Annotated in this window: 8 protein-coding genes and 1 pseudogene; 1 reads left to right on the forward strand and 8 read right to left on the reverse strand. The window is 35.2% G+C overall.

All coding sequences use genetic code 11. The annotated features are described in order from the left end of the window. Window positions 1-19: 19 nt before the first annotated feature. Window positions 20-6388, reverse strand: a complete 6369-nt coding sequence (locus LDO73_RS13350; RefSeq protein WP_224058460.1) for a TcdA/TcdB pore-forming domain-containing protein — start codon at window positions 6386-6388, stop codon at window positions 20-22. 298 nt (window positions 6389-6686) lie between these two features. On the opposite strand from LDO73_RS13350, the gene LDO73_RS13355 reads away from it, so the two are divergent. Next, window positions 6687-7313, forward strand: a complete 627-nt coding sequence (locus LDO73_RS13355) for a hypothetical protein (protein WP_224058462.1) — start codon at window positions 6687-6689, stop codon at window positions 7311-7313. Between the two features lie 117 nt (window positions 7314-7430). On the opposite strand, the gene LDO73_RS13360 is transcribed toward LDO73_RS13355, so the two are convergent. The 7 genes and pseudogenes from LDO73_RS13360 to mazG form a co-directional block, all read right to left on the reverse strand. After that, a complete protein-coding gene (locus LDO73_RS13360; RefSeq protein WP_224058464.1) occupies window positions 7431-8816 on the reverse strand; it encodes an SLC13 family permease in 1386 nt (461 codons plus the stop codon). A gap of 367 nt (window positions 8817-9183) precedes the next feature. Next, window positions 9184-16022 (reverse strand): annotated as a pseudogene (locus tag LDO73_RS13365) (TcdA/TcdB pore-forming domain-containing protein). Window positions 16023-16094: 72 nt separating this feature from the next. Next, window positions 16095-17261, reverse strand: a complete 1167-nt coding sequence (locus tag LDO73_RS13370; RefSeq protein WP_224058469.1) for a hypothetical protein — start codon at window positions 17259-17261, stop codon at window positions 16095-16097. After that, window positions 17243-22042 carry a TcdA/TcdB pore-forming domain-containing protein gene (locus tag LDO73_RS13375; RefSeq protein WP_224058470.1) on the reverse strand — a complete coding sequence of 1600 codons (4800 nt, stop codon included), beginning with the start codon at window positions 22040-22042 and terminating at the stop codon, window positions 17243-17245. The genes LDO73_RS13370 and LDO73_RS13375 overlap by 19 nt, the downstream gene beginning before the upstream one ends. A 258-nt stretch (window positions 22043-22300) precedes the next feature. After that, window positions 22301-23602, reverse strand: coding sequence for a phosphopyruvate hydratase (gene eno, locus LDO73_RS13380; protein ID WP_224058477.1), 1302 nt, complete (start codon window positions 23600-23602; stop codon window positions 22301-22303). Between the two features lie 64 nt (window positions 23603-23666). After that, window positions 23667-25304: a glutamine hydrolyzing CTP synthase gene (pyrG, locus tag LDO73_RS13385; protein WP_224058479.1), complete on the reverse strand. Its 1638-nt coding sequence runs from the start codon at window positions 25302-25304 to the stop codon at window positions 23667-23669. Between the two features lie 364 nt (window positions 25305-25668). Continuing rightward, window positions 25669-26463: a nucleoside triphosphate pyrophosphohydrolase gene (mazG, locus tag LDO73_RS13390; protein WP_224058481.1), complete on the reverse strand. Its 795-nt coding sequence runs from the start codon at window positions 26461-26463 to the stop codon at window positions 25669-25671. Between the last annotated feature and the right edge of the window lie 19 nt (window positions 26464-26482).

Below are 26482 nucleotides of genomic sequence, written 5' to 3' on the forward strand. Positions count from 1 at the left end.
TTTATTCTAATAAACATGATTAGCTTAGAAAATGCTGAACGGCATTTACCGGTAATATTTCCGATGTATGCTGATTCAATAATGCGTTTGTCTCTTGAAAAGGACTCAGATCATTAACTGAGGTGAATTGACTGCAACTATCAGCTAAAGAATCCAAATTATCATTGCACTGTGATTTATTCTCAAAATAACTCGCTAGATACATTGCACCATGGCGTGCATTAAGTGTATTCGCAAGGTCACTTATATTTATAGTTCTATCCTCAAACTGAATCATTAAGTGCCGATTCTTTAACTCATTTGAGCCATAAATATTATGTAACACCAATGATGTTTGATTAATGGAGTCCGTAATAATTAAATCACTATGAAGCCGATTAACAAAAATCGAATTATTCTCAGCCTTTATCGGTAGTACCAGATAATCAACTGCCTTATCTTGTGATTGATTATTAATAATAATGGCCTGATGACGCTGCCAATCCTCCATATTCAAGTGATAGGTATCTTTACCTTCCCCACCACTCAATATCAACGTTTGAACGTCCTTTAGTTGCGTTGGGGCAAGAATATCATCATGATCAGTCCCTTTCATGACCAATGATGAGCCAAATTGACTTTGATTAGATAATGGATGAAAAATAATTTGTCCTTCAACAGTGAGTATCATTAACCCATCCCCTATTTTCTGCACATTTTTTATTGCTATCGTCGGATATAAATCAATTGAGTTAGGTAAAGACTCCGGCAATTGTAAAACCGCATTATCACTGAATATTTCAGCCAATTGGGTACTAGAGATGGCTTTTTGCTGATACAGCTTTTTAGTCTGTGTATCAAATATAATTCCACTCTCAGCATGTTGATCAAACCCTAAAAACTGTAATGTATTCTCCGGTAATGGCGATTTGTTAATAATGATTTGGCCTTTAAAATACCACGCGGATAAAAGTTGGTTTTCCTCTTTATCTTTTAAACCAAGTAATGTGATTGGATGAGGTTCATTAATAAAATTATTTAAAATATTCCAATCAACAGGTTTATTGTCGGACCCTAATTTATTCAGTGCAACCACATCAGCACTACCATTAACCTTAAGTTGCTTTACTACACCATTTTTATGGAGAACCAATAAGTTACCTTGCCAACTAAAAACAGTTTCTATTTCACTAAGACCCAGCCGCTTAGCCGTTGGATTATGAAGATCAATAAACTCTTGCCCAGGTCCTTCTTGGCGAAAAATAGTGTCATCATTCTGGCTATAAAAGAAAAAGACCTCACCTCCATTATCGTCAAATAAGCTACCAACCAATGTAAGATCGGTTGGTGGCTCCCAATTCCAAGTATCTGTTAGTGGATCAAAACGCTTAAAACGAGTACCTACGATTTTTGACAATGACGGTGTTGCTCGACTTACCAAAAATAAACCTTCAATTTCGAGTAATTCATGTCTATTCATAAAACCAACATAATTATTTCCGATCACCTCTTCGAATGGAATTCTATTCGCAAGCTGCCTATCCATATACGCTAATTCATTTGGATTACTCGAAAACCAATGTAATGATGGAGATAGATTTGAAATCTGCACTTGATCATGATTATAAGGTCTTTCTAAGTTAGGTTTAATTAATACCCCATCACCAGTACGTAACCAATAAACCTTCATGATACCTAGATGATCTGTATTTTTAATCATCACCATTTTGGCTAATTTAGGTAATGGAGACAAAGGGGATTCATCGATATATTCTTGGCTTAATCCAATGGTATTTGAATGAGCCAAATAGCTATGTTTTAAACTTTGGGGAGGAATAACCGTTTTTGTTTTATGTAAAATAGCCATTAAAGCTACATCATTAGAAATACAGTAAAGCTCTAATTGATTATCCACCATACGATAGCTAAGATTTATTTTACTTCCTCTATATATTCTTGTTATTTCAAGACAGACTACATTATTAACTATTCCCATTTTTTCAATTTTTGCATCATGTTCTAAAAGGTCTATAAAATCAAAACGTGTTTTTAAAGATCTAGAATGAATATCGGCTACCCATGCAATACTTTCCTTTTCAGAATAAAAATATGCATCATCACCAACAGTACAGACCAATATCGCAGATTGATTTTCTTTATTTATAGAATTTGTATAGAACATACGATCAGTTGCAGAATTATAGAAAGCGCGCCCAACATTTATACCATTCAACTGATAATGATTAACAACCACATATTGCCTATGTAACTCACCTTTTTGTTCTAATTCTTTAATAAAAGACTCAATAGAGTGCTCTTCTGAATTCCAGTGCATTCCATTTAAGCTAATCACTTCTACCGTTTTATCTTTAAAGTTAATTTCTGTCATCTCTTGTTGACTATTAACTAGGCGAATTACGTTAAGTTTAGCCGAATCATCAACATAAATACTCATACTACCGATTTCTATACGGTCATCCATAATTTCAATCGCTATATTTTGGTGGTTATCTATAAAGCTAGTATCAATAACCCAGGTAGATTGATGATTCAAAAGTGGTGACTGTTTTAACTTTAAGTTACTGCCATGATTGACTGAAATTTGATATTCACCACCATATCCAATAAAATCATACTCTATGTAACTGTGCCAAGAATCCGGTAGTGTAGGAATAATTAAATGCTTATTATCCGAATCTAACTTGATATTAATCGGCGTAAAAACATACTCAAATTTTAATTCTGAAATAACATATTCTAGGCCACAATAGAAATAGTCAAAATAAAATTGGTAGTTTTCTTCCATATCTCTAAGAATAGAGTAACCATTATCCCCTCGGGATGTTCCACCAAATAGAGAACTGTATTTATAATTAATATACGATTTAGGAACAGCAGGAAGCACAATGATATTAGACTGTGTACTATCAAAGCTGACCTTATTTGAAAAAATGCCAACTGCTTCCCTCACATTAATAGCATTATTTTTATTAACCTCTGCACGCGGTGACGATTGAAAATCACTTAAAGCACTATGTCCGATGGTCCATGATCTTTTTTCACCACGGTAAATATATTGGCTCCCTAAAGTGAATGTTTCCTCTAAAAAATCAATGCCTTCTATGACAATGCCATTTGTTGGTATCAATAGTTTTTTTTCAGCATGATAGGATATAGCTGCATTCTGATAACTTTCTTTATAATGTGTAAAAATAGCACCGACTTCTGCCGCTTCATAAGCATGACGCTCATTAATTCTCACTAATTCAGCGACTCCTATGCCAAGACCTGTTAAAGGAACCGCTAGAGGCATTGCGACACCCGCAACAGTTTCAGCACCTAATATAGATGCGCCATATCCCACAATACTGGTGGTAAGTGCAGCGGAATCAAAGGCTAACCTAGTTCCAATGACTGTACTTTGCTGCTCATTCTCTACATTTGCGAGCTCATAAATATCAAACCCCACCATCGCACCTTGAAACATAGCGCCGACCCCTTCATTTGCGGTTCGTAAAAGGGAAGATGAGAAACTATTCATCTCTGTTTTTACAATCGCCGCGCCATCCTTCCAAAGTGTGCTTGCCAATTGAGTAACTCTTGATATGTCATTTAGGGCTCCATGAGCCATCATGGTATAGCTCACATAGGCATGAATTCTCAAGGCTGTATTTAAATTGGAAGGACTTCCTGAAGCTACAGATTGGCGGTTACGATTTGCAGACCATTCAATCAATGCCTTAATACCAATGGCTGAATTAAGCCCGTCTACATGTTCAGCACTAATACTACCTTCGGATATATCCTCGTGTTGTAGCTCTAAGTCATCAAACGTGTAGTGCTGGCGAAAAGTCGCTATGGACTCATTAAAGTATTGTTTGAATTCAAAAAATGTAGCGTCTTCCGTTTCAATCCAACGAGGTACCTCTTCATCGTCTCGATGGATAAACTGAACCCGATATCGCCCACTATCAAGTTTGTCTGTACTGGCAAACACTGGTAGCCAATTTTCATCCAATTGATTTAATTGGTTAATTTTATTGACTGATGATTCAAGGCGAGCTCCCCATTGTTCTGCATTTAAAATACAAAGGGAGGTTTTGATTTGCCTGTCTTCCATTAATGTATTTTGTTTCTCTAAGAAGACTTTCATGTCTTGGTGCCTCTGAGCAACCTCAGATAATTCCGTAGAAGAAACCATATCTCCTACATTTAATCCTGAGCCAACACCCACATTTGCCATTTTCTCAACATCAATAGCAATAAGCTCAAATATAGGCTTTGATTTATCAATTAACGCGTCATATTTATAAGCCATTTTCTTTTTATTCATAAAATGGTTTAACGCAGAAAATAATTTTTTATGGTTATCAAAGGTATAAATTCCAAAGTTAGGATCATAAAAATAGTAGTAAACCTTGCCACTATTAATTAATTTCCCTATCAGCATTGAGTGGGTTTGAGTATTTAAGGCATACATTTTCATTGCCTCACCTTCAGTAAGTACCTTTTCTATCCCAGTTAAATCAAGTAAACCAACTGAAGAGGATGCTTCAGTTGCTTGTATATTTGAATGTAAATTTTGCAACGATGATCTTAATAAAACAGAACTTTTTTCTTTTGGTGAGGCTGCCGCAAGAAACATTTTATTAAGTAATTCATCAGCACCTTTATCACCATCCAGCGCTAGAGCAACTGACATAGCCCGAACTAAAGGATAACAACGTCCACCTGAATCATCTTCCATTAAAGGTAAATAAAAATCTTGTGGAGCTACTCGTTGCTGAACACTTCCACTTTTTTGGAAAAATGTATCCATCTGGGATGTAAGATCTAAAATATTTTTTATATAATCGGATTGTTCTTTTATTTTAATATATTGAGATAACGCGCCTCTCTCCTTTAATTTTAATCCGCCATTAATATAAAGTTTTTGCATTTCTAACAAAGGCATCTCATGATTAAATCCTTTAATATTTATACTCTTATAATTACCAATTCCTTCATCAAACTCAACACTCCCTTTCCAAATATCATTATTCAATATTATTTCAAATTGATTTCTTAAATTTAGATTGTTAGAGCTCATCCCTGTTTTAATATTATTTCCTTCCATATGAATAACTTCTTTTTCTCCATGATAATTTTTAATTTGTAGCCATAGCCAACTTCGCTCTACTGATAAAAGCTCAGATAATATAGGATCATATCTTTGCTTGTAGTATTCACGTAAGTTTTTATTCATATTAATAATTTCATTTATCTCATCTTTTCTTATCCTATTTTCATAAGACATACCAATTTCACTTGAAGCTGATTTATTTAGCTCATCAATTTCCTTCTTAGCTCTATCTATCTTTTCATTAATATGATTTTTTTCATCATTAATTTTTTGTTTTATTTTATTATTTAAACCCACCCATGACTGAATAGCTGGATGCTCTGATGAAAAATCCCCACCTAAGTAAACTTCATCTTTAATATTAGATATATCAATATTGAAATTCTTTCCAAGAACGATTATTTTTTTGTGTACTTCATTACGGTAATTATTGAACCGTTCTAAACTTAAATGAGAAAAGTTATTGTTAGGGTATAACTGACTAATTATTTCACCTTGTTCACGCAAGTGTGGAATAGGAGCAACGTCAATAATTTTATACTCCTGACGTTGTAAGATTAATTCCCATTGCCCCTCTTTATATCGCATATAAACTAGAGCTAAACCTTCCGCTGTTCCAGCGACTTGATAATCTTGAAAATCAAATGCCATCACCACATTATCATACAGTATTGAACTATTAACGCGCCCATCATGATAGACCCTGTATGTACTATCATCATGTTTTGTCACAATAATTGAGCACCCACTTAATCCACCAGTAAATAAAAAGCTATCTTCTGCTGCTTGTATTGGAATATCAACATATGCGGGCATTCGATTTGACTGATTCGCTCCGTTATAACCTAAAAAATAAGCATTGACTGTTAAGTCAGAATTAAGAATTGCAGAACCTTTAGCCAACTCAATAGCATATATATGCGGTGCTATTTTTGTAAATTGAGCAAGACCATTAGAAGGTAATTTCCCCATTTTCATTATACTATCGCCACTAATAGCGGAAGAGTGAGAAAATAATATGGAATTATCTTTAAATTGTGCAATATCAGGACTTGCTGAGTTCCGTGAAGTTGGTGTCCTCCACCATAAAGGAGACTTTAAAGCGCAATCACATAATGTTTGGGTAATAATTTTAGGAGATACATTTAGCGTTTTATAGCCTAATTGGCTATGCTTGGTTCGTATATTATTCCTTAATAAAAACACTTTTTTTTCAGAGTGAAAATTTCGCAAAATATTAAAATATTTAATATACAAAAACAGAGAGCGGGATAAATTCTTGTTCATATCTATGATTCCTTTTTAATACAAATCACTTCAATCAATAAAAATTTAAAATCAGATAACTCGCTCGATTATTACACTTACTATTTTATTTCATAATAAAAATTATCATTAGCTTTAATTTTAAGACGAACTATATACATTAAAAACAATGTCATTCATTTTAATGCCTAAGAATCATTAATGAGCTCTTATTGAATTTTTTAATAGTTCGCTCTTATTTTTTGATAACTTCAGAATGAAAAATTAGCGTTATAGTCATCTGTGTTAAGGACATTTAATAGCAAGGAACTTATAACAGATGATAACTTCAATAATGCTAACGCCCTACTTTCTGCTCAGTTGGAACGCTCTTTCAACAGCAGTCATTGAGCATAATTTTTTCATGAGTAATGAGAAGCATGGTCAGCGGAGTTTGACCATCCAAATCGCCAAGATGATGTGGGCGAAAGTCACCCAAATGGAGGAGCGCTCTCCAAAACAACGAGTCATCAAGCTAGTTAATTCAAATTCATCTAGCCAATCCTCATCATACTCACCTTTTCAATTAGCAAAGCCTGTCTTGTTTACTAATCGCTTCAATCATCAAAACGCCCCTTTTATCACTTCTTCGAAACAGCACAACTTCAATCCATCCAACACCATTTTCATTCCCCCTCATGACGGTATTTTGAATAAGGATCGTTACACGAAAATCGCAACTTTTCATCAACAGGCACACCAACTTGTGACAAACAAGGACGTCACGACTTTCGGTAATACCCGCTCTCTTGAAAACCATCAAACATTATGCAAAGAATGTACTCTTTGCCCGCAAAATATAATTGATATTAAAGGATTTACTCAAACAAGAAATTCCTCATTACGTGGAAATAATGAGATTTCAATATTCAGAACAGGAGCCTTTCAGCTAGGGAAGAACCAATAGGTGCTTGTCACATCAACAGCATCAGAAATAAAAACAGCCTCATTCTCTGAGGCCGTTTTTATTTATTATATTGAGCTTTATAAGCAACTTCTTTTTTGTTGAATTTTCCGGGTGCTATTACAGCCAGAAGAACCAAGCAAATAGAGAGATGACAATGATACATGCCACGTTCAACACTGCACCCACACGTACCATTTCAATTTGTCGAATATAACCCGAGCCAAATACAATCGCATTCGGTGGTGTCGCGACAGGCAACATAAAGGCACAAGATGCACCGATACCGATAATCATAGTTAACGCCATAACTGGCATACCTAATGCTTCCGCAACCGTTGCAAAGATTGGAACCAACAGTGCCGCACTGGCTGTATTACTGGTAAATTCCGTCAAGATAATAATAAAGGTCGTCACCGCAAGAATGATCACAAACCAATGGCTTTCACCAAATGTCATTTGCATCCAGTCTGCCATGATTTTACTTGCACCAGATGAGCTTAAAATCGCGCTTAGTGTCAAACCACCACCAAACAGCATTAATACGCCCCATTCGGTATTTTTTTGGATTTGTGACCAACTCGCCACGCCCGTAATACCAATTAATACTGCCGCGCTCAATGCGATGATGGTATCTAAATCTTTCACACCACCTAAAGCTTCGCTGATAAATGTACTGGTGATCCAGCAAACAACCGCTAAAAAGAAAATGCTCATTGCGGTAATACGTTTACCATTCCATTCAACTTTTTCTAATTCAATGTCAAAACGGTGTTTTAAATTCGGACGCAGCATCATGTACATCAGCACAAACATCATTGGCAGTAAAACTACCATGATTGGAATACCGTATTTCATCCATGATAAGAAATCTAAGCCAAGTGCAGAAGCGGCGATCGCATTCGGCGGGCTACCTACAATCGTTCCTAAGCCACCAATACTGGCACTATAAGCCACACCTAATAACACGAACACAAACGTATTACGCTCATGGCGAACATCAAGATTAGAAAGAATACCTAAAACCAGTGGAAGCATCATTGCGGCAGTTGCTGTGTTACTGATCCACATGGATAACCCTGCGGTCACCCCGAACAATAAAATCACAGCAACAGATAACCGTCCACGAGCAGCCATCAACAGGCGGTTGGCAATTAGACGGTCAAGACCTTGAATATGCAGCGCTGTCGCGAGGGCAAACCCACCAAAGAACAAGAAGATAATAGGGTTCGCAAAAGCTTTTAACGCATCCCCTGTTCCCATTAATCCCAGCCCAACAGCCAGTAAAGGAATACATAATGCCGTGATAGTGACGTGAATTGCCTCTGTTAACCAAAGCACGCCCACAAAGACCATTAAAGCCAGTCCCGCGTTTGCTTTTGGATCAAAAGGCAAAAATTTCAACAGTAAAAGTAAAACTACAATATCAACCGCTAGGATAATCCAACCACGCTTATTTGAAGGGGCTGGAGAAGCCGATGGTGTCAAAGATTCGGAAGCATCCATGTTAACTCCATAGCTCGGAAGCAATTTAAGTTTTCGAGTAATTTTTGTTAATCGTTTTTTAAGAGGAGTAAAATATAGAGTTAATTGAATGGGATGAAAATGTAGAGAGCCCAAAATTGCGATCTACGCCCCGCAATTTACTCACTTTATGGTGAAAATCGTAAAAATCTCACTGGTAATTCACAAAATGGCTATTAATTACTTAAGACAATGCATAGGTAAGAATGACCAACTACTACTTTTATCTATAAATTATCCTCACTTGGAATATATAACAATTTGATAGTTCAGATAAATAATCCTGTCTCTATTTTGTGAGCTGTAAGCCAGCTGACTATGTAATTCAGGCTGGCTTACATTCTACCAATTAACTAACTCGATTATTCTCAAATATATAATTTCCTTGCTCCATACTTGGCGCTAGTTGAGTTCCCAATCTTGGAATTCCCATATAACCACTACCTTGCAGTGCCGCCATTTGTTCAGACATAATTAACATGTGTGCATCATCATCTATATTTTTTTCTATTATTTCATCACGTTGTGAAGTTAATGTTCCCCCAATAGAAGCATAGTTATCAGCAAATTGGCCTACAGCATAGTTATCAGCAAATTGGCCTACAGATAGGCTAATCGAGGGATCTTCAAAATGTAGCTGCATATGCCGATGAGATTGTTTTTGCATACCAAATACTTGGCGTAAAATCAGAACAGTTTTGAATTCCATATCGGTGATAAATAGGTCATCATCATGTCGAGTCACGACCAAACTGTCTATATTATCGATGGGTAACCTTAATGTATCGACCAGCGAATCGTTCGCATCATTATCAATGATAATAGCTTGGTAATGCTGCCAAGAGTCTTTAGAAATCAAATAAGTATCTTGCCCATCACCCGCACTTAGTATGATATTTTTCACATTATTGATAATTGAAGGGGATAACGTATCATTGCTATTACCCCCTCGAATAATGAGAGAAGAACCGAGATGAGCGCCTGTAACTTTACGCTCGTCGGCATGTATGTCGATATACAAAATATCGCCATTATCAGCCGACATTAATAATCCATGCCCCAGATTTGTGATATTTGTAAATCGTAAACTTGGATACATCTCTCGTGCTTTTGGTAGTCGTTCATAATCCATCAGCTGATGACCTTGCCCAAAGGCCGCATTCAGTTCATCTGGGGTAACCATAGGCTGGCTATATAATTTTTTCTTATCTAAATCGAAAATTATCGCATCTCGGTTGTCTGGATTCATACCTAAAAACTGCATGTTATTGTCTGTAGAAAAATCAGAAGCAATGATAATTTGACCTCGATAATACCATGCAGGTAACGTTAGTTTTCCTGAAGGGTCTCTAATCCCCAGAAGTACAGCGGCATTATCAGTAGAATAACGCTGTAGTTCATTCCACCACCTCGGGTTTTCGGTAAGCCATTTTTCGTTAAAACCGGCAAGATGCAATTTCCCTTCCACATCAACTTTCGCCATTACACCTTGAGTATCAATTACGTACAAATTTCCTTGTAAAAAAACAGCATTATCAAGAAAAGGTATATTCATATACCATGCTGTCGGCTTCGACGAATTCAAAATATTTTGCCCCGCTCCGATTTGTCGATACAGTTCTTTATTTTTGGCACTATAAAAGTAAAAAACCTCGGTACCTGCATGATTAAATACACTTCCTATCAATGCTAAATCATGGGGTTTTGGCCAATGGCTTTGCGGTAAATTGGGTTCCATCACAGGTTCACCATGCCCAAGAGAAGGAGATAAATTAGGCTTAATTAAAGTCATATCGGTTGACCTGATCCAATAACGATGCTCCGCTTGGTTAGTATCGACACCTGAAACCGACACCATATCCATTAAACCGCTACCGATGTGACTAGACTGTTCTTGCTCCTTTTTTATCCCTTTTAGCATGTAATCATGCAATATTGATTGGGAGCTTTCTTGAGTTAGATTGGTCGATGTTTGTGCCAAAGTCATTAATAATGTCGATGCCGCATTTAAGCTCAGTAAGCTAACTTTATCTTGTTTAAGTTCGAATAGAGCGACTTCGTTAGTATCAATATAACGACAAGAAAAATAGATATGATTGTTTCCTTTCCAAAACTGGATAATCTCAAAGGAACGATTAGCAGAGCTTTCCAATTGGTATTCCGTTAGAATGAAGCCAGTATTAATATCAACTCGCCAGATAACATTTTTAGTCGGCAAATAAAAGTAAGCATCTTTATCATAAACATCGCCTAAAATAGCTAACTGCTTATTTTTACTTTCCGTATTAATAAAAATGTAACGTTTATTAGTTACGTCATAATATGCTTTCCCAGTATTTCGGCCATCAATCTGGTGGTTATCTATAACAATATATTGACTGTGAGATTGATGCTTATCTACATAATGTTGCAAATAAGAATCTAATGATTCGCTACTACTGCGCCACTGGCTTTCATCTTCACTCAGAAGATGTATATCACCAGAAATAAAATCCACTTCACTCACTTCATTTTTTTATTTACTAACTGTATTTTCCCTTGTAGGTGAGTAACATCAAGCTCTACATTCACACCACCGATGCTTAAAGTGTTATTTTTAATTTCAACAGTATCACTGGAGAGTAAGCTACTATCTATTATCCATTTTGATGGTTTATTATTTGATTCATCCTCAGATAAGAAAATTTTAATTCCTTTATTAAGACTAATTTTATACTCACCACCATTCCCTTTAATTCTATATTCAATTTTTCCATCCCATTCAGAATCCAATATTGGAACAATCAGTTCTCGATAATTTTCATCTAAGAGAATATCAATTGATGAATCCACATATTCATGAGAAATTTGTGTAATAATATTTTCACTCGGGAATATATAAAAATCAAAATCAAATTTATCGGTTTTTTCTATCCGACGAATAATATCGAAACCACTATCATGCCGACTTGTTGCTCCTGGCCATAGGTTGTGACTATATTTAATATATGACTTAGGAATAACCGGAAGTACTATTGCATCAGCATGACTAAAATCGACTGAATGCGTTGCTTTTGGATATCCAATTTCCCGCCGAATATTCAAGGCCAATTGCTTATCCATCATCATAGTTGGAAAGTTTCCGCCCCAAAAAATATAGTTTCTTCGTCCCCCGCCAGCCGAACTTGGCGTTGTACGATAAATATATTGACTATCGAATGTAATTTGACTGTTTTTTAAATCAATAACGCAGAAGATTGCACCAAACTTAGGCTTCAATATTTTCGAATCACTAATATACTCATAACCATTACTTTGATACGCCTGATCCAGCGCGTAGAAATAACGCCCAACAGATTTTGCATCTTCACCTATAATGGCAAAATTACGAGCTAGCCCAGCAAAACCAATACCTAATCCTGCAATAATAACACTTGCGCTTCCAAGTGCTGTCGCTGCTCCAGCGCTTCCCATCGCTCCCAGTCCTAAGCCAGCTGCGCCTGTTGTAAGCCCTGCTGAATCGAATGCCATCTGAGTACCGAAAATAATACGCTGTGGCTCATTTTCTGCATGAGTTAATTCATAAATATCAAAACCCACTAACGCTCCACTAAAAAGCATATTAATGCCTTCATTTGCTGTTCTTGCCAAAGATGAAAAAAAGCTATTCATTTCCTTGAGAGTAACATTGCTTTCACTGCTTAGACCCAACTTGATTATTTGACGTATCTTTTCTACATCATTGACTGTTCCATACGCCATCATGGAATAGTTGAGGTAACTATGTATTTTTAAAGCTAAATAGAGATTGTGTGAATTTTTTCTTCCTGAACTGACATCACGATTTTTATCTATAACCCACTGAATTAAAGATTGAATCGCAATTCCGGCATTTAATCCATCAACAGATTGTACGTTGAACTCACTAAAATTCTCTTGAATCCCCCCATCTTCAAATGAATAATATTGCTTGAATTTTTTCATTTGTTCTTTGGAATAACGTTGAAACTGTATAAAATTCTGATCTGTCGTTTCGACCCATCGGGTTAATTCAGGATTTTCAACATTAATAAACTTTATTTTATAATGTTCATTTTCTACAGCTTCAATTGAATCAAATAATGGAACCCACCCATCATTAAGTAAATTTTCCGATGCTAAATTAATTAAAGACGCATTGATTTTTTCGCCCCATTGTTCAGCATCTAAAATAGCCAGTGAACTTTTCAATTGGATATCATTTTTTATCTCATTTTGTTGGTAGATAAGACCATCTACTTTTTTCTCTCTTCGTGATACTTTAATTAGTTCCTCTGGTGTACTTAGGTCATTAACTACTAAATGATTACCAACAGAAACCTTGCCCATTTCATCTGTATTAATGAAAACCAATTCAAATGCTGGTTTTTTATTACGCTCATAAGCTGAATAATATTCAGCCATTTTATTTTCAACAAAAAATACTTTCAGCGCAGAGAATAATTTTTTACTATCTTTAAATGAAAACAAGCCAAAGTTAGGATCATAAAAATAATATGTAGATTGCCCATCAGAAACCACTTTTCCAATTAGCATTGCATGGCTTTTGCTGTTTACCGCAAACATCTTAGTCTCTAATTTTATTTCAAGTAATGTCTGCATTTGTTTTAAGTTCATCACACCATGGGAAAAAGACGCCTCTACAGCACTGACATTTGAATGTAAGCCCTGTAAAGACATTTGTAGCAATGCGGTATCTTTACTATCAGGGCTTGCCGCTGCCGTATAAAGCTTATCAATCAACGTATTTGCCCCGTCTATCCCATCACGGGCTAAAGCAACAGACATGGCTCTTACTAGCGGATAACAACGTCCACCTGAATCATTCTTTATTAAGGAGAGATAAAAATCTTGTGGTATTAATCGATTTGATTTGCTACCTAGTTTATAAAACAACTCACTCATTTTTTCTGTTTGAGTGAGGATCCTTGAAACATACTCAAAGTGACCTACATCTTGAATTAGTCGGTATAAAGCCCCCCTTTCCTTTGCTGAATACTTGTAGGTCACATACAGCTTTTTCAATTGCTGTGAAGACATACTTTTATCTGTTTCAGGAAGGCTTACCTCTTTATAGTGTTTTATTCCATTATTAAATTCATTTCTAAAACGTAAATTTCGAGTGGATTTATGTAAATAGATTAGATTCTCGTAGCGTTCATTTACTGTTAAATGATAATCATAGCTATTATTCATACCCATATTTGTGCTGTAATCACTCGTTTGAACTACCGCGCTCATTCCTCCTTGAGATTTCATTCTTTGCCATAACCAACTATATTCTAAATCACGTAATTCATAAAATAGCTCACCATATTGTTTTTGATTTAACAAAATAATAGTTTTACTCATTTCAATGGTTTCTTTTAGTATGCTTCTTTTTTCCACATCAACTGTTTTTAGTAATTTATCTTCTAATATTTTACGCTGTTTATTTAATTCTATAATTTGATTATCTAATTTTTGTTTTACTTTATCGCCAATATCCAACCAAGTTCTTAATGATGTATTTTCTTCCGATGGTTCTTGAAATATTTCCTCATCATGAGGTATATCACCAAAAGTCACATTGACCTTCTTCGCCGCAGTTTTCAATGCTTCATGCGTTTTATTACGATATTGATTAAAGCGTTGTTGTTTATCTGCCAAAGAGTAACTACCGGGAATAAGTGTTTGAACAAGAAATTTTTCAGGTCGTAAAGCAAATCTAGTTTCTTGGGGTTGAATGACCATCTGCCATTTTCCCTCGTTGAAATGCATAAATAGACTCGCTTTAGTAATATGACGCTCTTTAATGAAATAATCTCGTTCATCTACTGCCATTACTACATTATCATATAATAAAGAAGCATCGCTGCGGCTATCTCGGTAAACTCGATAGGTCTCGGAATTCAATTCAGTCACAACAACAGACCCACCTCGTAATAATCCAGTAAATAAATATTTTTTTTCGGGATTATTAATAGGTATATCAACATATTCCACTTGTTTACTTTCTTTATTTCTTGTTCGAGAGTCTAAAAAGTAACAATCGATAGAATTAATACTATTAACATCATAGCTGTCATCAACAAATTCAATGAAATAATCATAGTTAAGCCCTTTAGTAAATATTACTTTCCCCTCAAAAGAGATCTGTAAAATAGCATTAAGTGCTTGAGTATTAATTCTATACTGGTATGCAAAACTGCGAGGATCTCGTTTGAATATCTCAATATCTTTACTGGGTACACTTTCCGGGGTATTACTCCCTCCAGTTAAACTCATATCGACATAAGCTTCCCGTACTGATTGGGAAACTAATGCCGGGTACTGAACATCGTAACCATGAATTCTTAATTGATGTTCAAAGCATAGATCTATCGGCTTGTCAGTTAATAGTGATTCCGTCACTGCTTTAGCAACTATCTCAGAGCGAGACTCCCCATGACTACTTGATTGCCCTTTTAGAGTCTCAGAATAAGATATACCTTTATCTATGTAGTACATACCTATAGGCACATGCTCAATCAATGCATCTTCAGGTAATAATGCTTTTAACTGTTGGCCAATTTTAATTGCATCCTGTAAATTAGCACCTGACAAATAAATAACGGCTTGATCGGTTAAAACACCTAATCTTTTCGGCCCCATAATTTTTGACTGCATAATTTTTTTTTCAGGATCGTGTTCATAAATCTGCATCAAAGCTTGAGCTAAAGAAATAAAATATTCTTTTTTAACATTAATGGTTAAACGAGACATCAACATGGATTTATCATCATACCGTTGTTTGAAATCTTTTGGTAAAATACGGTAAGCTGTGCCATCAATCAGAGCATCATCTGTTAATAACTGAAAATAATTTTCATGCTGCCCTTGAACTCTAATTTCTATATCTTCATTTTTCGAAAGCAATAATTTGAAATCATCTAAGAATTTTTTTTGCTCTTCCGGATTTAATCCTTCAATACCTGGTGGTGGAGTTCTACTGTAATCCGTATAAGCTATATCAGTAATTTTCTCCTCAAGAAAATTTTTTTGATTAATGAGTGATTCATTCCAGGCACCATTTTTTTTATATTTTCTTTTTATCTCCTCAGAGAATCTTACCATTTTTTCATTACCAATAGCATACTCATATGTTCTGTTAGCCATTGTAAATAATGCAATATGATTATTTTCATCCATCGATTTAACATCCTCATTAAGAATTTTAATTTATTGAATTAGAATAAAAACATTATTATTAATTTAAGTAACTTACTGTTTGGTATAAATTAACGTAGAATCTTTAGCGAATGATTTGTAAATCTCGGAGTCTATGCCCCCATTAGCTAATTGATTTTTATCACCATCAAAAGGGGCAATTGCACCAACTAGGGCATCAATATTGCCTCCATTAAAATTACCATTATAACCTGAGCTAAATATATCAGTTTTTCTTAATTTAGCATCACTTGCGAGCTTATAGTTAGAAGAAGCATGCTCAACTAATTCCTCAATTGTATAAGGTCGTGGTTCATTCAAAAAACTAACCTGTAGATGCTGATGTTCTTTGGCTTGAGAGCCAAATACTTGACGTAATATTAATATAGTATTGGCGTGAGTATCAGTTAAGACTAGATCTTCACCATGTTGATTCACGAATAGAGAATCTCTGTTCTCAACGGGTAAAACTATCGTATCCACTAGAAAGTCACTCGAATAATTATCGATGACAATCGCCTCATATTTTAGCCAAACAAGCTCAGTCAATACATAATTATCAATTCCATCACCACCGCTAATTACAAGGCTTTTAGCATCTGTTATTACTGATGGGATGAAAAGATCATCTTCTTTTGAACCCTGAACAATTAACGATGACCCAATATAGTACCCTGAGCTTTTCACACTTTGATCACTAGATATACCGTGATAAATATATTTATCATCTTGTGTAATTAATAATATTCCTGAAGCTATTTTTTTAATTTCCTTTATTTTTGTATTTGGATATAATTCAGTGATAGAAGGTAATACTGATGATTCAGTTATTTGATGACTTTGACCAAATGCAATAGCTAATTCATCTTCAGTTGAAAATTTCTGAGAATAAAGCTTTTGAGTATTTGTATCAAAAACTATTAATTCGGCATTGCTTTCACTCATTCCTAAAACTTTTAATTTATTTGTTGAGGACAGTTCACTGGATATAATCACTTTCCCATTAGCATACCAAGCAGGTATCATGTCCTTTCCATTACTTGATTTGATACCATACAATGTAATTATAGATGACTCAATGAATTCACTATTTAATGAATCCCACCAATTAGGATGAAGTGAAAACCAAGATTCATTGACCGCAATTATATCAATATATCCATCCGGTTTTATTTTACATATAACACCATTTCCCTTTAATATTAAAATATTTTTTTCCATAAAAAAATATTTTTTAAATTAGGTATTTCAATACAACTTGCTTGTAGGAGTTCTGGATCATTTGAATGAATTTCTTGCCTGTAAATAGCTTCATTATTTTTACTATAAAAATAAAAAACCTCATTATTACTCTCATCATTTAATACACCCAAAAACATTAAATCCTTGAGATCTGATACACTTCTATTTTTTTCATTACTTTGATTAAATCTTGATGGAATATTTGGTTTTATCAGTAATCCATCACGTTCCCGAAACCAATAACTATGTTCATATCCTTTTTCATCCCCCCCTTTAATCATTATAATCTCAGCTAAACTAGAATTTGATAAATATTGATCATCACTATAAATATCTACTTCTAGTTTATATTTATCGAATAAATCCTTAGACTCCTGATTTGAGATTTTTATTTTTTTATCCGATAGTTTTTTTAGTAGATCAATATCTGATGAAATACTTAGTAAAACTATTTCATTATTGTTGATATAATAACTTGCTATTGCCATTTTACCATAATAAATATAACCGCATGAGACGTAGGTATTACCACTTCCCTGCCAAACTTGGATTACATTAAATGGTTGTTTATCTTGATTCTTCAGATAATACTCTACAATAACATTCCCACTATTTACATCTACTTTATAAACAAAATTATCATGCAAAGAATAAAAACAAGCCACTTCATCAATTACAGAGCCTAGAATAATATCCTTATTGATTTCTGCTGTTGTATTAATAAATATAAACCTTTCTTTTTTCACATCATAATAAGCTCGACCAACATTTCGATTATAATTAATAAAATTATCAACAATTATATATTCATCCTCAGAAGAAATTTTTTCCAAATGACTTTTCAATGTTTTTATTCCTTCAGACCATTTACTATTATCCTCACTAATAACACTTGTTGTCAGGCTATTGAAATTAACCTCCCTAATTTCTTTTTTTTCACCAACAATAAAAACCTGGCTTTTATCTATAGAAGAATCTATTTCAACTTTAATACCACCTATATCTACCCAATCTTTAAAAACTGCAATTTCTTTTTTATCAAGCTGCCTACTATCAATTATCCAACGTGAGGATTGTCCATTTCCTGAATCATCACTCAGTTTGAAACTAACACCATGCTGTAGACTTATTTGATACTCGCCACCATCCCCTTTGACAGTATAGTTCATATATCCGTACCACGTAGAACTCAAGTTTGGTACAACCAAAAAACGTTTATTTGCATCTAATTTAATTTCTACTTCAGTATTAACGTATTCATGTTCAATTTCTGTTATAATATTTTCGCTAGGAAAAATATAAAAATCATAGTCAAAATTGTCTCCTTTTTCTAATCTCCTAAGAACGTCAAAACCAGTATCATGTCGTGTTGTGGCTCCTGGAAATAAATTATAATCATATTTAATATATGATTTAGGTGTGACAGGAAGAATTAGAACATCTAAGTTCGAAAATTTTAATTCATGCTTATTTTTTTCGTAACCTATACCATTACGTATATTAATTGCTAAATTTCTATCATGTACCAGCGTGGGGAAATTGCCAGCCCAAGCAATATAGTTCTTTCGACCACCTCCTGCAGAAGCAGGTGACGTTCGATAAATATATTGGCTGTCAAATTCAATTTGATTATTTTTTAAGTCAATCGTTTTAAATATTGCTCCAAACCGAGGAGATAATACAGACTTATCTTTCAAATGATCATAACCGTTACCTTGATAGGCTTGATCTAATAAATAAAAATAATGTCCAACTGACTTTGCATCCTTACCAATAATAGCAAAATTATGTGATAACCCAGTAAAACCTATCCCTAGCCCAGCTAAAAGAACACCTGCTCCACCAAATGCAACCGAAACACTTGAATCACCTAATGTTCCCGCAGTAAAGCTTCCTGCTTCAACTATTAGTCCAGCTGAATCAAAAGTTAATTGAGTACCAAAAACAACCTCTTCAAACTCATCCGTAGAATGAGTTAGTTCATAAATATCAAAGCCAATTAATATACTATTAAAAATAATACCTATCCCTTCGTTAGCAGTTCGAGCTAATGAAGATGAAAATCCATCTATTTCCGTAATGGTTATTTCATTGTCATTTTTTAATATAGATTGAATTAGCTTTGTCGTTTTTATTGCATCATTTATTGAACCATGTACCATCATAGTATAATTAACATAAGTATGTATTTTTAATGCCAGCAATAAATTTGTTGGGTTTTCAGTATTCTCATGTTCATGATGGCTTCGGTTTGATACCCATTGAATTAGTGATTGAATAGCAACTCCTGCGTTCAAACTATCAATAGGGACTATTTCGATATCTTCACCTTTCGGTTTAATTTCATCACCTTCAATATAATAATATTGTTCAAATGTCTTCATGTTATTTTCATAATAATGACGAAATTTAATTAGTAAACTATCACTTGTCTCAACCCAACGGGTTAAATCTGTATTTTCATTATTAACGCATTGAATTCTATAGCGATTGTTACTTATTTTCTCCACACTTGAGAATATAGGTATCCATTCTTTACCTAAATTATATTCCGATGATAATAACTTAGTTGATTTATCTAGTGCATCACCCCACTGCTGAGCATCTAAAATAACTAAAGAGGTTTTTAATTGAATATCTGTATTTAATATATCCTGACGCTCAATTAATTGACTTATTTCCTCCTGATGATCAGATACTAAGCTTAATGCTCCTGGCTCACTTAAATTGCTAACATTTAAATTATTTCCTATAGGAACAATAGCCATATCATCAGTAACAACCGTAATGATAGTAAAAACAGGATTATTTTCTGTACCTAAAGCATCGTAGTATAATGCCATATTTTTATCTATCATGAATTTATTTATAGAAGAAAAAAAATTTTCAATATTTTCAAATTTAAACAAACCAAAATTGGGATCGTAAAAATAATATGTTATTTTTCCATGCATTACTGTTTTACCTATTAGCATAGAATGACTTTGTGTATTCATTGCAAACATCACAGTTTGTTTTTTTGATGATAATAACTTCTGAATATCTTTTAAATCCATTACTCCATTTGAAATAGATGCTTCAACTGCACTTATATTAGAATGCAATTTTACGAATCCTGTTTTTAATAAAATAGAATCTTTCTCGTTAGGATTTGCCGCGGCTAAAAACAATCTGTCAATCAGTGTATTTGCACCTTGTTGCCCTCTATTAGCTAAGGCGACAGACATAGCTCTTACCAAAGGGTAACAACGACCATTAGAATCATCACCAACAAGTGATAAATAAAGATCTTGTGGTGCTAATCGATTATTTTGACTCTCAGATAAAGAGAATATATCACTTACCTCTTTTGTCTTCATTAAAACATTTTTTATATATTCATTTTTTTCAGAGTTAATTATCTGATGATATAGTGCACCACGCTCTAATGGTTTCAAATTTGCATTTAAATATATTTCTTTTAGTTGTATTGAGGTCATACCACCTTCAACTCCCTCAATTTTTATTTCATTAAACCTTTCAACTCCAGCATTAAAATCTGATATAAATTTTATATTAATTGAGTTTTTATGTATGTGGATTAAATTTCTATAACGCTCGTTAATTGATAAATTACTTTCCCTTTCTACTCTATTTCTTACAGGCTCACTAACTACCTCTCTCATTCCTTTTTTTTCTTTGAGCTGATACCATAACCAGCTATATTCAGCTGCTTTAGCATCTAACAGAAGTGATTTATATTGATTCCTATGAAAATCAATTAATTTTTCACTTTGTTTTATTCTTTTATCCCAAAATAAAACTTCTTTTTTTTCACCCTCTCTATAATTTTCTAATGAATTTAAATATTTTAATCTTCCTTCCCATTTTTTTATCGAGTAGTCTATGAATTTAATATTAGTTCTTATCCTTCTTTTAATTTCAATCATTACTTTAACCCAAGAATTTTCATTCATGTTATCGATTGATAAATTACCCGTAACATCATGTCTTAGATAACTTGTATCCATGGATAAATAATCAGCAAGATTTAATATTTCAAAGTGTAATTTATCTCTATACTCTAAGAATTTTTGTTTTTTATAAAAACTCACATTAATATCAGGGTAATAAACTTCTATTGGGTTATTTTTATTTCGCAATATTGATATTAAAACCCCATCTCTTAATTCATTTTTTTGCTTCTGTAATATTAACTGCCAGCTTTCATTTATATACTGCATATAAACAGTCGCAATGCTATCACTGCAATCCGTTAGTTTATAGTCATTATAATCTATCGCCATGACAATATTATCGTAAAGTATAGAGCTATTAATACGACTATCATTATATACTCGATATGTATTAGAATTAAGTTCAGTAACAATAATTGAATTACCTGTAAGCTTACTAGAAAATAAAAACTTTATGTCATCAGCGACTTTAGGTATATCAACATAAGAAGGATACTTATTTTTCATATTCAGTTCTGAACCTATAAGAATATAACTGTTTAAGCTATTTTTATTTTCATTCACCTCATCACTTTCAATTACTCTTATTTTATAAATATTATCTTCTGATTTTAAAAACTGTACATTACCAATCCCTGTTAACTCAATTTTCATTACCCCATCAATACTTATTGAATTTTTCTTAGTAAACCCTATTGAGTTTTGAATGAAATCATTAATATCATCACTAGCTATTCTATTTCCATTTATTTTAATAAGAAGTTCATCTGAATTTAAATCATAGCGCTCATTTAATCCATTCATCTTTTACCCTTCATTCTTATGTTAATTAATATTAAGCAATAGCTCGTTATAAACAGTATGAGCTATAAAAGATTTAATCAATTAATCATCAAGAGAAAAGATAAAAATAAGAATTAATTCTAAATTAGAAATATGATATTTAAATATAATAATTAGCTAAATTTAAATACCGATTTAAATAAAAAAATAAATATTTCAGTAAAAAAAATGGGGAGCATTATGCTCCCCATTTAATAACTTAGTTAATGAAAAACTAAATTACGCTTGACCTTTCACTTCTTTCAGACCGTTGAATGGCGCGCTGTTACCCAGTGCTTCTTCAATACGAATCAGTTGGTTGTATTTAGCAACACGGTCAGAACGGCTCATAGAACCTGTTTTAATTTGACCTGCTGCAGTACCAACCGCTAAGTCAGCGATAGTTGCGTCTTCAGTTTCGCCTGAACGGTGAGAGATAACAGCAGTGTAGCCAGCATCTTTCGCCATTTTAATCGCAGCTAATGTTTCTGTCAGAGAACCGATTTGGTTGAATTTGATCAGAATTGAGTTAGCGATGCCTTTATCAATACCTTCTTTTAAGATCTTGGTATTAGTAACGAACAGATCGTCACCAACTAATTGGATTTTGTCACCAAGAACTTTAGTTTGGTATGCGAAACCATCCCAGTCTGATTCATTTAAACCATCTTCGATAGAAACGATTGGGTATTGTTTAGTCAGCTCTTCTAAGTAATGAGTGAACTCTTGTGAAGTGAAGGTTTTGCCTTCGCCTTTCAGCTCGTAGTTGCCAGTTTCTTTGTTGTAGAACTCAGAAGCTGCGCAGTCCATCGCCAGAGTCACATCTTTACCCAGAACATAACCCGCTTGCTCAACCGCTTCTTTGATAGCAGCCAGTGCAGCAGCGTTAGATTCTAAGTTAGGTGCATAACCACCTTCATCACCAACAGCAGTATTCATACCTTTAGATTTCAGTACTTTTGCTAAGTGATGGAAAATTTCAGAACCCATACGTACCGCTTCTTTCAGAGTCGGTGCGCCAACGGGTTGGATCATGAATTCTTGGATATCAACGTTGTTATCTGCGTGCTCACCACCATTGATGATGTTCATCATTGGCAGAGGCATTGAATATTGACCGTGAGTACCGTTCAGATCAGAAATATGCTCATACAGAGGCATACCTTTTGCCGCAGCAGCTGCTTTTGCGTTTGCTAAAGAGACTGCCAGAATTGCGTTTGCACCGAATTGAGATTTGTTTTCAGTACCATCTAAGTCAATCATGATTTTATCGATATTTGCTTGATCTTTAGCATCTTTACCGATAACTGCTTGAGCGATTGGACCGTTAACAGCGGCAACAGCTTTCAGAACACCTTTACCCAGAAAACGTGATTTATCACCATCACGCAGTTCCAGTGCTTCACGAGAACCTGTAGATGCGCCTGATGGAGCCGCAGCTAAACCAACAAAACCACCTTCTAAATGTACTTCAGCTTCAACAGTTGGGTTACCACGAGAATCAATGATTTCACGACCGATCACTTTAACAATTTTGGACATTAGGTTTTCCTCAGTACAAGTTAAATTTCGGGAAGTTGGCGAAAATTGCCGACTTCCCCGTATCTTATTTCAACTCACCTTTCTGGTACTTACCAGCGGCTTTAACAAAACCTGCAAACAACGGATGGCCATCTCTTGGGGTCGAAGTGAATTCTGGGTGGAACTGGCAAGCCACAAACCATGGGTGGTTTGGATTTTCAATGATTTCAACCAGTTGATTATCCACAGAACGACCTGCAATGTTCAGACCCGCATCTTCGATACGTTTCAACAGCAGATTGTTCACTTCGTAACGGTGACGGTGACGCTCAACAATCGTTTCTGCGCCGTACATACCGCGCACTAAGCTGCCATCAGTTAAATGACATTGCTGGCCACCAACACGCATAGTACCGCCAAGGTCGCTCTCTTCAGAACGCACTTCAACGTTGCCATCTTCGTCACGCCATTCAGTAATCAGCGCAACAACTGGGAATTTGCAATCTGCATCAAATTCAGTGGAGTTCGCGTCTTTCATGTTCGCAACATTACGAGCAAATTCAATCAGCGCCACTTGCATTCCCAAACAAATACCTAAGTAAGGAATTTTATTCTCACGGGCATATTGAGCCGTCAGAATTTTGCCTTCAATACCACGAGAACCGAATCCGCCTGGGACTAAAATCGCATCCAGACCTTTGAGTAGCTCAACGCCACGAGTTTCGATATCTTGAGAATCAATCAGCTTAATATTCACGGTTAAGCGATTTTTCAGACCCGCATGTTTCAGTGCTTCGATAACTGATTTGTATGCATCTGGCAATTCAACATATTTACCAACCATACCAATGGTGACTTCACCTGCTGGATTGGCTTCTTCGTAAATAACTTGTTCCCACTCAGATAAATCAGCTTCTTTGCATTCAAGGCGGAAACGGTTACAAATGTACTCATCCAAACCTTGCGCTTTCAGCATGCCAGGGATTTTATAGATTGAATCAGCGTCTTTCAGAGAGATAACCGCTTTTTCTGGGACATTACAGAATAGGGCAATCTTCGCGCGCTCATTCGCAGGAATAACGCGATCTGAACGACAGATCAGCACATCCGGCTGAATACCAATTGACAGTAACTCTTTCACAGAGTGTTGTGTTGGTTTCGTTTTCACTTCGCCCGCAGCTGCTAAGTATGGCACTAACGTTAAGTGCATATACAGTGTGCGCTCACGGCCCACTTCCGCAGCCATTTGACGAATAGCTTCTAGGAATGGCAGAGACTCGATATCACCAACTGTACCGCCGATTTCAACTAATACGACATCATGACCTTCACCACCACGGATGATGCGATCTTTGATTTCATTAGTGATATGAGGAATAACTTGGATGGTCGCGCCTAAGTAGTCGCCACGACGCTCTTTGCGCAGGACTTCAGAATAAACACGTCCAGTCGTAAAGTTGTTGCGACGTGTCATTTTAGTACGAATAAAACGCTCATAATGACCTAAATCCAAGTCAGTTTCAGCGCCGTCTTCTGTAACGAAAACTTCCCCGTGTTGGGTTGGGCTCATTGTGCCTGGATCTACGTTGATGTAGGGATCCAGTTTCATAATGGTCACATTGAGTCCACGGGCTTCGAGTATAGCCGCCAAGGAGGCTGCGGCAATGCCTTTACCCAGAGAGGATACGACCCCGCCGGTCACAAAAATATAATTAGTTTTCATGCTGAACCTGAACGTTTAGGTTTAAAAGATGATGGATATAACAGGACGGGAAAACAGTATACCCGAACCTTAAATCTCCTACAAATGTTCTAAGCGCAATAAGGCTAGTTTTCATTAATACCTTAAATAAATCAGCAAGTTAAAAATAAAAATATTTATCGTTTGATAAATAGTCACTTTCTAGGGTGCTATTCAACTGTTTTGCAAGATTAACACATTTCTGTGTAAATGCTAAATCCTTTCAGCTTAATCTATCACTGAAAAAACATCATTTTGTCGATTGTTTGATTTTGAATAACTATTTCAATCCGTGACTATCATTATCGACGAGCATTCTTTGCAAAATTTAGCTGTCTGGATTGGGTCATTCATCTAATTTGATAGACACCCACAATGCTTCCATCTCATCAAGTGTAGCAGTTTCTGTCGATTTGCCAGTTTTTGCTAATCGTCTTTCGATTTCACGAAAACGGCGCTCAAACTTACTGCACGCTTTTTGTAAAGCAAGCTCAGGTTTGTGTCCTAAATGGCGAGATAGATTGACGGTCGCAAATAACAAATCGCCAATTTCTTCTTCAAGATGCTGTTCATCCACGACTGCTTGAGTGGCTTCTTCCATCACTTCCGCTAGCTCTTCGGTGACTTTGCCTGCCACAGGACCCAGCGTATCCCAATCAAAGCCGACTGAGGCACAACGTTTTTGAATTTTATAGGCTTTCATTAAGGCAGGAAGTGCATTTGGGATATCATCCAATACCGAGTATTGGTCTTTCTCTGCACGCTCTTTGGCTTTACGCTGTTCCCATCCTGCAATGGCTTCTTGACTGCTAAGTTGGTTATTTTCGTCGAAAATATGAGGATGGCGACGTTCGAGTTTGTCGCTGACTGCTTGGCAAATATCATCAAAATCAAATAGATTTTGTTCTTGCGCCATTTGGGCGTAGAACACCACTTGAAAGAGGAGATCCCCTAACTCGCCTTTTAAGTCGGTAAAATCTTCTCGTTCAATGGCGTCTAGAACTTCATAGGTTTCTTCAAGGGTATAAGGGGCAATGGTCTTAAACGTCTGTTGCGTATCCCACGGACAGCCATTTTGCGGGTCACGCAAACGCGCCATAATGGTGAGTAACCGTTCAATTTGTTTATTGCCCTGCTGCATATTTAACCCTTGTTTGTTC

Source organism: Providencia alcalifaciens, assembly GCF_915403165.1.
Taxonomy (GTDB): domain Bacteria; phylum Pseudomonadota; class Gammaproteobacteria; order Enterobacterales; family Enterobacteriaceae; genus Providencia; species Providencia alcalifaciens_C.